At 69.2% G+C, this 11,839-nt stretch carries 9 protein-coding genes; 8 read left to right on the top strand and 1 reads right to left on the bottom strand.

Features of this window, described 5'->3' with window-relative positions; genetic code table 11:
- Positions 1–36 precede the first annotated feature (36 nt).
- Positions 37–837 carry a glycerophosphodiester phosphodiesterase family protein gene (locus ACTMTI_RS39290; RefSeq protein ID WP_441125843.1) on the top strand — a complete coding sequence of 267 codons (801 nt, stop codon included), beginning with the start codon at positions 37–39 and terminating at the stop codon, positions 835–837.
- 188 nt (positions 838–1,025) lie between these two features.
- On the opposite strand, the gene ACTMTI_RS39285 is transcribed toward ACTMTI_RS39290, so the two are convergent.
- Entirely contained in the window at positions 1,026–3,287 is a 2,262-nt protein-coding gene (locus ACTMTI_RS39285) for an NACHT domain-containing protein (RefSeq protein WP_441125842.1), read from the bottom strand.
- A gap of 1,295 nt (positions 3,288–4,582) precedes the next feature.
- Here ACTMTI_RS39285 and ACTMTI_RS39280 point away from each other — a divergent pair.
- The 7 genes from ACTMTI_RS39280 (at position 4,583) to ACTMTI_RS39250 (ending at position 11,774) form a co-directional block, all read left to right on the top strand.
- Positions 4,583–6,250, top strand: coding sequence for a TROVE domain-containing protein (locus tag ACTMTI_RS39280; RefSeq protein WP_441125841.1), 1,668 nt, complete (start codon positions 4,583–4,585; stop codon positions 6,248–6,250).
- Between the two features lie 59 nt (positions 6,251–6,309).
- The gene (locus tag ACTMTI_RS39275) at positions 6,310–6,906 is read left to right on the top strand and encodes a hypothetical protein (protein ID WP_441125840.1); all 597 of its coding nucleotides are present in this window, start codon (positions 6,310–6,312) and stop codon (positions 6,904–6,906) included.
- Positions 6,907–7,057: 151 nt separating this feature from the next.
- Entirely contained in the window at positions 7,058–7,987 is a 930-nt protein-coding gene (gene bla / locus ACTMTI_RS39270) for a class A beta-lactamase (RefSeq protein WP_441125839.1), read from the top strand.
- A 273-nt stretch (positions 7,988–8,260) separates the two neighbouring features.
- Entirely contained in the window at positions 8,261–9,628 is a 1,368-nt protein-coding gene (locus tag ACTMTI_RS39265) for an MFS transporter (RefSeq protein WP_441125838.1), read from the top strand.
- A gap of 378 nt (positions 9,629–10,006) precedes the next feature.
- Positions 10,007–10,759: an SDR family oxidoreductase gene (locus ACTMTI_RS39260; protein WP_441125837.1), complete on the top strand. Its 753-nt coding sequence runs from the start codon at positions 10,007–10,009 to the stop codon at positions 10,757–10,759.
- A gap of 121 nt (positions 10,760–10,880) precedes the next feature.
- Complete coding sequence (locus tag ACTMTI_RS39255) at positions 10,881–11,315, top strand: cupin domain-containing protein (RefSeq protein ID WP_441125836.1); 435 nt, start codon at positions 10,881–10,883, stop codon at positions 11,313–11,315.
- 114 nt (positions 11,316–11,429) lie between these two features.
- Positions 11,430–11,774 (top strand): DUF6313 family protein, encoded by a 345-nt coding sequence (locus tag ACTMTI_RS39250; protein WP_441125835.1) that lies wholly within the window; start codon positions 11,430–11,432, stop codon positions 11,772–11,774.
- Positions 11,775–11,839: the final 65 nt, after the last annotated feature.

Below are 11,839 nucleotides of genomic sequence, written 5' to 3'. Positions count from 1 at the left end.
TCACCGGTTTCCTTCAGGAAGGGAATACTTCAGGACGTGCTCAGCCGCAGATTCGCCTTTCTCGACCACCCGGCCCCGCTGGCCTTCGCCCATCGCGGGGGCGCCGCGGAGGGCGCGGAAAACTCTGTCGCGGCCTTCGAGCGGGCGGTCGGGCTCGGCTACACCTATCTGGAGACCGACGCGCACGCCACCGCCGACGGCGTGCTGGTCGCCTTCCACGACCACACGCTCGACCGTGTGACCGACCGGCGCGGCCGCATCTCGGAGCTGCCCTACAGGGCGGTCAAGCGGGCCCGCATCGCCGGCGTCCACGAGATCCCGCTGCTGGAGGACCTCCTGGGCGCCTGGCCGGAGATCCGCTTCAACATCGACGTCAAGGAGGCGGCGGCCATCGCCCCGCTGGCCGAGGCGATCCGGCGGACCGACTCCTACGACCGGATCTGCCTGACCGCCTTCTCCGACGAGCGCCTGGCGCTGGCCAGGGCGGCGGTGGGCCGGGAGGTGTGCTCGGCGCTCGGGCCCCGCGGCGTGGCCGCGCTGCGCGCCGCCGCGGCCACCTCCGGCTACGGCCGCTTGCTGGCCCGCCTGTCGCGCGCCGGGATCCCGTGCGCACAGGTGCCGGTCGGCTTCCGCGGCCTGCGCGTCGCCACCAGGCGCCTGGTACGCACGGCGCACGCCATCGGCATGCAGGTGCACGTGTGGACCATCAACGACACCGCCCGCATGGAGCACCTGCTCGACCTGGGCGTGGACGGCATCATGACCGACAACGTCACCGGCCTGCGCGAGGTGCTCGACCGCCGGGGGCAGTGGCATCCCCACGGCATGGCAGCGTGACAGGTCGTCTGGCGCGTTGCCGCAGCCTGGTTTGAGGGCTCTCACGGCGATCCCGCATGGCCGTACAGGCGCTTCTCCCGCAGACCCGGCCTACCGCCACCCGCTCGTCCCACGCACGCAGATACTCGATCCCGGGCGGGACAGTACCGCCCCGGCGCCGGCCGGCCACGGACGCGGAGGCTTGTCTCTCAGCGTCCGGGAACAAGAGGCCCACCAGAGGCGTCGGCGGCGGCGAGGTGGTCGTGCAGGGCCGCGTGGCGGAACTGATAGACCGGGCCGACAGCGCGCAATAGCCCCAGGCGGTGAGCGTCATCAAGGAAATCCATGAGGCGCCAGGGAAGTCGGTGTTCGAGGGCCAGCCGGGCCACCGCCATGGTGCAGACCAGCCACGCGTGATGGCTGCCCATCATGAACCCGGCCCCGAGCCCGAACGTGAGCCCGCACACGAACCCGATCGTGAACCCGATCGTGAGCCCGGTCACGAGCCCGGCTGCAAGCCCGAACACGAGCCCGGTCACGAGCCCGGTCACGACCGTTCGCAGAAGGGATAGCGCTCTGTCGGCTCGCCAACTGGAGCGGGGTGTGCTGGTCGATTCGAGCGTGGGTTGTTCCGCCCAGGTGATCAGCCCGGACGCCAGTGTGATCCCGAGCCAGGCGGCGATTCCGACCTGGAACCCGCCATCGGCATTGAAGTCGGCGAAATCGAGATGCACCCCGGAATCGAGATCGACCGCGAGCATCGACACCGACGCGATCGTGAGCCCGCACACGAACCCGATCGTGATCCCGAACGCGAGGGCGCCTTTCATAGAGCGGAAGAAAAGGGATGTTCGTCCGCGCAGGCGCAGGTCTGCGTAGCCGGGTTTTTCGTTGACCCAGGACCTGGCGCGCACAAGCCCGCTCGCGAGCCCGAACGTGATCCCGATCCCGATCCCGGTCGCGAAGTCGACCGCGAGCTCGATCCCGCTCGCGGGATCGAACGCGATCCCGGTCGCGATCCCGAACGCGAGCGCGAGCGCGAACGCGATCCCGGTCGCGATCCCGAACGCGAGCGCGAGCGCGAACGCGATCCCGGTCGCGAGCCCGGCTGTTGACCGGATGTGGGGTGTGGTGCGGGCGATGTGCCACCAGGTGATGTCGCGGGTGGCGGCCGGGGGAAAGGCGCGGGCCAGATAGGTCAGGTGGCGGCGGGTGGCGTCGGGGTCGCGCACACGTCGAGGCCGGAAGTGGTGGGCGGGGTCGGTGCTGGGCGGGCGCGCCTGAATCAGGGCGGGGATGAGCAGGTCGAGGAGGTGGGCGCGCAGCGCGTCGGCGTCGGCACCCAGAGGACCAGTCAGCGGGGCGGGGTCAACTCCGGGGGCGACATAGACGGCGCGGATCAGCCACAAGCCCAGTGGGGTCGCGGTGAGCTGGGTCAAGCCGGGGACGGTGCGGGATCGCAGTGCGGCCAGGGCCTGGGTCCAGGCAGCGGAGGGGAAGGAGGGCAGGCAGACGGTCAGGTAGTCCGCGGCGGCCTGCGCTGTTATGGGCTTGGGGACGATGACCGCGGCGGCGGTCAGTGGCCGGCCCGTTTCACGGATGGCGGTGGTGAACTCGGCTCGGCGGCTGGTGAGGATGAGCTGGTCGCGGGCGGTCAGCGAGGCGTTGAGCGCTGCGATCACGTGGGCGCGCGCGGGTGCGGGGATTTCGTCCAGGCCGTCCAGGACGGGCAGAATGTGTCCGCCTTCCGCCAGCGCGGCGGCGGTGCCGGCACCGAGCTCAGGGGCGGCGAGCGCCGGGTAATCCTGGGCCAAGCGGACGGCGAGCCAGTCCTGCAGCCGGGGATGGGTACCGGTGTCCCAGCCGGAGACCGGCAGCAGCACCGGCACCGGCACGATCTCGCCCTCGCGGGCGCCGGTCTGGTCGGCCGCGCGGGTGGAGAGCAGTCGCAGCAGCAGCTGCATCGCCAAGGTGGTTTTGCCCATGCCCGCGCCGCCGACGATGACCAGACGCCGCCGGGTCAGACCGTGGAAGGCGTCCGCCAAGGCCGCGATGTCGTTCATGCGGCCAGTGAACGTCAGCTTGGCCTCGGCGGTGATCAGGCGGGGCTGGCTCATCACCGTCTCGTCGGCGATGAGCTGCCAGTGCACCGGGATCGGTTCGGGGTCATCCAGCAGCCGGTGGCGGGCTTCAGTGCGCCACTGCCGCTCCACCAGACCAGCCAGCACCTGTGCGGCGGCCTCGACATCCACGGCATCGGCGGCTGGGGTGGTCGCGGTCGTTGAACGCCAAGCCCAGGCCACCACCGTGCCCACCAGCATGGCCCCGGCCAGCGCGACGGCGACGACGTCGGCGAGGTTGACCTCGGCACCCGGTGCCCGCGCCCGCCATACTGCGACCACTGCCGCGCCCACCGCCAGGGCGGCCAGCACGGCGAGGGCGATCCGCCAGCCAGCTTTGCGTTTGCTCACACTGCTATCGTCACCGTTGGCAGGTGATCTGGCGGCGGTTGCGCGAATCGTGATCAGTGGGTCGTTGTCGTCGGAGGCTATCGTGCCGGCTCTCAGCGGCGGCTGAGTAGCGGGTAACGTTCGGTTCGGGCAGTTCCAGTTGCGCCCGCAACTCCTGCCCGCGAGCGGCGGCCTCGCTGATTCGGCACATCCCGCCACGAGGCCGCCGATGCGAAGGCGCCACATCACCCCGTTGAACCGCCGCCGCAGATGGGGATCGGCCCCCGCTCATCCAGCGGCAGATGAGGCTTGACCAACGTCCATTCCGCGTCGGTGAGGTCACCGCGCGGCATGCCCACTGCCCTACCAGGGCCGGACGGGAGCCCGGAGGCGAGTCCGCGCGAACGAACCCGTGAGCTGTCCCGCGATGCCGCGCGCCGATTTCATCACCGCGGCGTGCCGGTCACCTGTTCGCCATGCCCGGTCGAGTCGCTGCGCCGGGTGGCGAACGGTGCCCGCGTCCGAGTCGTTCATGACGCGCCCCATCATTGGCTAATCGCTGACGTCGCGACCTGCGTATTCACCTCTCACCGCGTGACCGCGCAAGTAAAAGAACTTGCGCTCTCGTCGACGTCCCATGCTACGGTTTCGATCAGTTGAACCCCCTCTGAATCCACAATCCCGTCGGGCTCGGAGCAGGTACGGGTCGAATGGCATCGGTTATCTCTTTCTGTAAAAAAGAACAAATCCGGTGCCGCTTCTCACATCCGTATCCGCTCCCGGCTCGACGGTCGTCGGCGCGGTTCGGAGAGGGCACGGGTCGAAGTTCGTCGGTTACCACTTTTAATGGGGCGGTCGCAGGTTCGAGTCCTGCCCGGGGCCAACGCTCCGGTAGCTCAGCCGGCAGAGCACCTGAACGCCGGTGAACATCCCACATCCGTGTCTTCTCCGAACCACACCGATCCACTCGTCAGCCCTGCCCGAAAGCACGGGTCGAATCCTGTCGGTTACCACACAGGTCAAGGTTCGACTCCTTTCCGGCCCACTCGCGGGCCGGACGCCCAGATCGGCTGGGCACCCGGCAGGAGCCCCACATCCGTGCCCCCGGCAAGGCTGACAATCGCGGGGAGGGCGGGTCGAAGTCGTTCGGTTATCTTCCGGTACCGGCGGTCGCGGGGTTCAAGTCCCCGCTGCGCGGCCTGGCCGCGCATGGCTCAGCGGTAGAGCACCGGTCTTGATCCGGTCGGCACACCCATATCCGCCCTCCCCTCCCCCACATCCGCCACCTGGCGGGTCGAACCCCTTGGAGGTCCTTCATGGCCCGCAACCGTGACCCTCTTGCCGGCGTTTCCGCAATCGCCACGCCGCAGACTCAGCGGCTGCCCGGGCGCACGGACCAGGTCGAGAACGCGGCAGGCGGCTACGTGTTCGCCAAGGACCTGTGGCAGCGTGTCGAGGACTTCCTGGTCCTCGGCACCACTGGCGGCACCTACTACGTCACCGAGCAAAATCTGACCGCCGACAACGCCGGCATGCTGTTCCAGGCGATCGCCGAGGACGGCCCCCGCGTCGTGCGGTTGCTCACCGACCTCTCGACCGCCCGGCCGCCGCGCGCCCCGAAGCAGCGCCCGGCACTGTTCGCGCTGGCCGCGGCCTACGCCAACGGCGACGCGCCCACCCGTCAGGCCGCCAAGCTCGCGCTGCCGAAGGTGGCGCGCACGACCGACCACCTCGCCCAGTTCTTCGGCTACTACAAGAACCTCGGCGGCAAGCCGACCGCTCGCGGCACCGCGCCGGTCATCGGCCGGTCGCTGCGGACGGCGCTCGCCTCGTGGTTCCTGTCGGACACCGCCGACAGCGTCGCGTTCCGGGTGTGCAAGGCCCGCCAACGGAAGACCCCGCAGGGTGAGGCGTTCGACCTGCGCGACGTGCTGCGCATGGCCCACCCGAAGGCGGACGGCCCGGAGCGGGCTCGGCTGTTCGGCTGGATCGCCGGGAACGTGCCGGACGAGGAGGTGCGTGATGTGCTGGAGTCGGTGGACCGGTTCCTGACCGCGAAGGCCGTCACCACGGCCGAGGAGGCGGTGCGGGTCGTGACCGAGCGGCGGGTGCCGTGGGAGTTCCTGCCGGACGCGATGCTGCGCGAGCCGAGCGTGTGGGAGGCGCTGATCGACACGGTCGGCATGACCGCGCTCATCCGCAACCTGTCCCGCATGACCCGCATCGGCGCCCTGCGCCCGATGAGCGACGCCACCCGGCGCGCGGTCGCCCGGCTCACCGACCGGGGGGCGCTCCTTCGGGCGCGCATCCACCCCATGGACGCCTTCCTCGCGCTGCGCGTCTACGGCTCGGGCCGCGCCCAGCCGAACGCGCGCGCCGCCGTGCAGACGTGGACGCCGATCCCGGCGATCCTCGACGCGCTGGAGGAGACGTACGAGCTGTCGTTCGGCACCGTCGAGCCCTCGGGCCGGCGGCTGCTGGTCGCGGTGGACTCGTCCGGTTCGATGAGCTGGGGCGGCGTCATGGTCGGTGGTTCGTCGATCGGTTCGCCGTACGAGGTCGGCTGCGCCCTGGCCGTCATGCTGGCCCGCATCGAGAAGGGGAATGTGCACGTCATCGACGTGGACACCAGCGTCCACGCCTCGAAGGTGGCCCCGCGTACCAACCTCCGCGAGATCAAGAGCTGGCGGCCGTCCGGCGGCGGCACCGACCTGTCGCTGCCGTTCCGGTGGGCGCGTGAGCAGCGGATGGCAGTGGACGGCATCGTCGTGTTCACCGACAACGAGACGTGGGCGGGCCGAGCCCACCCGTCGCAGGAACTGGACGCCTACCGGCGCACGGTGGCGTGTGACGCCCGCGTGGTCGTGGCGGCGATGACGGCGGCGGGCTACTCGGTCGGCGACCCTGCCGACGTGGGCGTGCTGAACGTGGCGGGCCTGGACGCGTCGCTGCCGCTGATCGTGAACGGGTTCATCCGCGCCTAGGACCCGTCCGTCGCCACGCGATACTTGCGGCTCGTGCAGCGGCCGCCTACGTAGCCGCGATGCCGGTCGTCTACGTCCTGAACCCGGTCACCGGCTACGACGAGCGGTTTCCCGACCCGTTGGGCGGATACACCACGATGCCCTTCGACATGAGCGCGGTGTCGCCGCCGTGGTACCTGCCGCTGCTCGGCTGGATCCTCGCCCCCGCCGCGATCGCCCAGCTCCTCGCGGTGTGCGGCGTCGTGCGCCGCGACGCTGTCCTTCCACCTTCCCCCTGGAGCGCGTGGCTCCTCCTGCTCCCGCTGGCGTTCCTCCTCGCCTCGGCCAACCTCGTGTCCGACCGGATCACCCGCGCCACAGCCCCTGCGTTCGCCCGCGCTCCCTCTTGCTCGCCGGCGTCTTCACGGGCGCCGAGCCCCGCGGGTAGAGCCTGCCGGGCCGGACGGTGTGATCGAGTTGGCCAAATCGGCCAGCTGTCCAGCAGCGTAAAGGTCGCCCGCCTTGGCCACGGTGATGCGGACGACCTCGCGATGACCCCCGTGGCCACCGGCGCAGGCCGGGCCGTACCCCTCGGGTGCGGCCCGGCCTGCCGCGCGTTCCCCCACGCAGCACGGACACTCGGAGGCGTCGGTACGCGCCACACCGTGCCGGCATGATGGGCCGGTGGGTGCCACCGCTTGAGACGAGCATCGATATCCATATCGATATGGCGGAATGATTCATATCGATATTGGACATCCCCGGATGGTTTCTGATCTTCTCTTCGGCATGACACGACACCTCCGACTCCGACTAGGAGTCGCGACATTGACCGCTTCTGCGCTGCTGGGCGGCCCCGCCCATGTGGCGAGTGCCGCCGCCGGCGAGAGGAGTACCTCCAGCGTCGCCGCCCGGACGGGGAGCAACGCCCCCTCCGGCTCCGACCTGAACCAGACGCTGCAGGAACTCGAGAAGTCCTATAACGGGCGTATCGGCGCGGTGGGCATCGACCTGGGGACCGGTAGAACGGTCGGCTACCGGGCCGACGAGCGCTTCCCGTTCAACTCCATGTTCAAGGTGTTCGCGTGCGCGGCAGTGCTGCACAAAGCGCGCACCAGCGACCCCGGGCTGATGGACAAGGTGGTTCGCTGGAAGCCTGCCGAGATGGCCGAGCTCACCGCGAACTCCCCTGAGACCACCGAATACACCGACACCGGCATGACACCTGCACAGCTGTGCCGTGCCGGGATCACCAAATCCGATGGCTTCGCGGGCAACACGCTGCTGAAGCAGATCGGCGGGCCGCGCGGGCTGACCGAGTTCTTCCGCGCCACCGGCGATCGGACGAGTCGCCTGGACCGGCCGGAGCCCAGGCTGACCGAGTGGAAGCCCGGTGAAGAGCGCGACACCACCACCCCCGCGGCGGCCGCACAGACCTTCACCAAGCTCACCACCGGTAAGACCCTCCACACCAGCGACCGAGCGCGGCTGGTCGGCTGGCTGAAGGCCAGCCTCACCGGCGCCAACCGGATCCGGGCGGGACTCCCGAAAGACTGGACGGTCGGCGACAAGACCGGCACCGGCGGCGCGAGCAACTACGGCACCGCCAACGACCTGGCGATCGTCTGGACACCTGGATCGAACACGCCGATCATCCTGTCCGTGTTCACCAACCGCAACCAGAACAACACCCCGCACGATGACAAGGTGATCGCCTCCACTGCGACCGCGCTGGCCAAGGCCCTCGGCAGGTTGTGAACGGCCATCGGGTCGTGACGCGGTCCGCCCGGTAAAGCGGATCTCGAATGCCGCCCAGGGTGCCGGCACCGCCACCGTCGGCAGCCGTGCGGAGGCCGGCGTCAGTCCAGACCGTTGACCGCTCGGGCGTTCCGGTCCTCGATGTAGATCGCCGCCGCGCTGGATCAACACGAACTTGCGCGCCGCGGCCGCCGGCAACCTCTTCCCTGACGGCGGCCACGTAGGCAGCGATCAGCCCGGCGAATTCCAGAATCTCCCGCGGAAAGGGTGGGCATGGTCGGGACGTTGGGATCGCCGCGCACCGGCACCGTCGACGCGCGTTCGCGCGCACCGTTCGGCTGGGCGCCGCTGGTCGTCCTGTTCATCGTCGGATTCGTGGACCGGATCGAGTACAACCTGCTCATCGGCGTACTGCCGGCCGTCCAGAGCGAATGGGGCTTCAGCGACACCGCCGCCGGCTCGATCCCCACGGCCGCCGCCCTGGCGGCGGCCGTGGTGGCCTTGCCCGCCGGGTATCTGGCGGACCGGCTCAGCCGCATCCGGATCATCGCGGTGGTCGTCCTCGTCTGGGCGATCGCCACGCTGGGCTCCGGCCTGGCCACCGGCTTCCTGATGTTCTACCTGATGCGCGTGCTGCTGGCCGCGGCCGAGAACATCGACAACCCCGCCGCGGGCAGCCTGCTGGCCGACTACTACCCGCCGGTCAGCCGGGCGAAGGCGTACGGGCTCACGCGTGTCACCATGCATCTCGGGGGTGTCGGGACGCTGCTGGGCGGGGTGCTGGCGGAGGCGTTCTCGTGGCGTACGGCGTTCCTCGTCATGGTGGTGCCGGGCGTGCTCACGGCCCTGCTCGTCTGGCTGCTGCGCGAGCCGCGCCGCGGCGAGCTCGACCGCCTGGTGGCGGCCGGCGACGCGTCCCCGGCCTCCCTCACACCCGCTTACCCGACCTCCGTCACGTCCACGTCCACCGCCTCCGCCGCGCCCCCGGCCAAGCCGCCGTTCTGGCGGCAGTTCCGGCAGGTCCTCGCCATCCCCACCCTGGTCTTCGTCTGCGCCGGCCTGTCCCTGCTCACTCTCGGCCTGGCCGGGATCTTCTACTGGCTGCCCACCTTCATGGTGCGCACCTTCGGCGTCGGCACGGGCACGGCAGGCTCGCTGAGCGGACTGATCACGGTCGCGGGCACGCTGACTGGCACCCTGGCCGGCTCGTGGCTGGGCAGGAAGTGGCACGGCACCCGCAAGGGCGGCCGCCTGCTCGCCGGCGGCAGCGGCATCACGGCAGGCTCATTGGTCCTGGCCGGAGCGCTGTCGACGGAGTCGATCGGCGCGATGACCGCGCTGGTCCTGCTCTCCTGCTCGCTGATTGCCATCGCGACCCCCAACCTGACGGCGTGCCTGGCGGACGTAGTCCCGGCCGCCTCACGCGGGCTCGGCTTCGCCGTCCTGCAACTGCTCATCACGGGCGGCGGCGCCTTCGGCTCGCTGGTCGTCGGCATCGCCTCGGACCGGCTCGGGTCGCTGCTAGCCGGGATGTACATCCTGGTGATCCCGATGGTCGCCGGCGGGCTCCTCACGCTCAGGGCGCGGGCGTCGTTCGAACGCGACGCGCGCAAGGTCATGGAAGAGGCCGCCCGCGGCTGAGCCCGGCACTCAGTAGATCAGGTTCACCACCGATGGCGAGAACTGGGCCGAGCCGCCGGGCGCCCACCATGTGCTCACGGAAAACACCAGCCGCACAAAAACCGGAGAAACTTCTGGTCATTTTCATCTCCGGCACGGGAGATAAGCTCAAGAATTCACCGCCATGCCTGGTGCGAAACCTCCGGCCGTGCGCACGATGGCGTCGATCGGGCGCGGCTGCGCGTGAGGTGTCGCAGGGCGCAGTGCGGCGCGGCGGCGGATTTTCCACTCGCCCCGCCAGGAATCTTCATTTCTTTACTCTGAATCCACCCTCCTATTTCAGATAACGGGTATCCGAGTTACGCGGACATAGAACGCCGAGGAAGGGCAGGAAGTGCCATGAAGTTCGCTGTCATCGGTGGAACCGGGCTGATCGGGTCTCAGGTCGTACAGAACCTGACCGCGGCCGGGCACGAGGCGGTACCGCATTCGCTGTCCACCGGAGTCGATGTGCTCACCGGTCAGGGCGTGGACGCGGCGCTGGAGGGCGCGGACGTGGTCGTCAACCTGACCAACTCCCCGACCTTCGACGACGCCTCCCCCGCGTTCTTCCAGACCTCGATGGACAACCTTCTGGCTGCGGCCCGGCGGTCAGGCGCGGGGCACTTCGTCATCCTGTCCATCGTCGGCACCGACCAGGTGCCCGAGCTCGACTACTACCGCGCCAAGACCCTCCAGGAAGACATCCTCAAGGCCGGCCCCGTCCCCCACTCGATCGTCCGCGCCACCCAGTTCATGGAGTTCATCGACGCCATCCTGTCCTGGACTGCCGACAACGACACCATTCGCCTGCCTCGCACTCCCCTCCAGCCGGTCGCCGCGGCGGACGTCGCCGCCACCGTCGCCGACGTCGCGGCCGGGTCACCCCTGGGCGGCACCCTCGATCTGGCCGGGCCCGACCGGTACCCATTGGACGAACTGGGCCGGATCACCCTCGCCTTCAAGGGCGACAAGCGCTCGGTGACCACCGACGACACCGCCGGCATGTTCGCCGTCGTCCATGGCGACGTCCTCACCGCCAAGCAGGGCGCCCGCATCGCCCCCACCCACTACACCGACTGGCTGAAAGCAGACCGCACGCCGCGCGCGTGACGCTCCATGGAGTACGGGGTTCGCCTGCGGGCGCGACGATCTCGCCACCATCGGCCCATAGATGACCGCACCGCTTGTCTTGGCCGGCACCAGAAACAACCGGAGAGGGGCGAAGTAGCCCATGAGTATCGAACATCCGCACCACCTCGAGAATCCCGACGCGACTACTCCGCCGCCGAGGATCGAGCTCATTTCGTCGGTGCCGTCGCCGCCGCCGATGCCCGACAACGCCGAGGCGATGACGATCCTGGTCATTCTGCCGCCGGGCAGTGAGGGCAACCCGCCGCACCGCCACACCGGTCCCACGTTCGGGTACCTGATCAGAGGCGAGATGCTCTTCGAACTGGAAGGCGAACCACAGCGGGTCATCAAGGCCGGGGAGTCGTTCTGGGAGCCCGGCGGCGATCTCATCCACTACCAGGACGCCAACAACCTCCCGGACGCCGAAACCGAATTCGTCGTCACGATGTTCGGTGTGGCTGGGCAGCCGATGCTCATCCCGGTGAGCGCGGAAGAACTCGAAGAGCGGCGGGACCGCCGGGCGCCTCGCCCGTGATCACCCGCCCTGTGTTCACGTGCCTCACCAAGTTGGCCGACGCCAGTTCCTAATCTTGGGAAACCCCCAGACGGGCTCCTTCGGCATGCATGGCCAAGCGGTTACTTTCCGCACATGACGCAGCCATCGTCGTCCTCACCGGCTCCCCGCAGCCAGAGAAAGCCGCTTCGCCAGCGCTGGGCATCACGGCTTGCCGGCTTTCGCAGCCTCGGCAAGTGGCTCTGGCGCGAGATGAAGTGGCTGCTCATTGCCGTCGTTGCGCTCTTCCTGATATCTGGTCTAGTGATCGGCTGGGTGGAGGCTTACGAGATACTCGTGGGTATCCGTTCTCCGTCGAATGCCAAGTATTCTGTGCTGGCATGGGTGCTTTCGGTCGTGGGCTGGATAATCGTTCCAGCCCTCATCGGTGCCGTGGTGGGATATCTCTGGGTGCGCAAGGTGCGTGACACCCCCTCGTGACACCCTCCGCGACAAGGGGCCATATCGCGGCAAAATCCGGCGTGACACATTTGGCGATGCGGGTG

The organism is Nonomuraea sp. H19 (assembly GCF_052068215.1).
Taxonomy (GTDB): domain Bacteria; phylum Actinomycetota; class Actinomycetes; order Streptosporangiales; family Streptosporangiaceae; genus Nonomuraea.
Note: the sequence above shows the minus strand (reverse complement) of the source record. Positions and strands in the feature narration are given on the sequence as shown.

Bases quoted from the DNA above. Each gene is read 5' to 3' on its own strand.
- ACTMTI_RS39280 (WP_441125841.1), top strand. From the start codon at position 4,583: ATGGCCCGCAACCGTGACCCTCTTGCCGGCGTTTCCGCAATCGCCACG.
- ACTMTI_RS39275 (WP_441125840.1), top strand. From the start codon at position 6,310: ATGCCGGTCGTCTACGTCCTGAACCCGGTCACCGGCTACGACGAGCGG.
- ACTMTI_RS39265 (WP_441125838.1), top strand. From the start codon at position 8,261: ATGGTCGGGACGTTGGGATCGCCGCGCACCGGCACCGTCGACGCGCGT.
- ACTMTI_RS39260 (WP_441125837.1), top strand. From the start codon at position 10,007: ATGAAGTTCGCTGTCATCGGTGGAACCGGGCTGATCGGGTCTCAGGTC.
- ACTMTI_RS39255 (WP_441125836.1), top strand. From the start codon at position 10,881: ATGAGTATCGAACATCCGCACCACCTCGAGAATCCCGACGCGACTACT.
- ACTMTI_RS39250 (WP_441125835.1), top strand. From the start codon at position 11,430: ATGACGCAGCCATCGTCGTCCTCACCGGCTCCCCGCAGCCAGAGAAAG.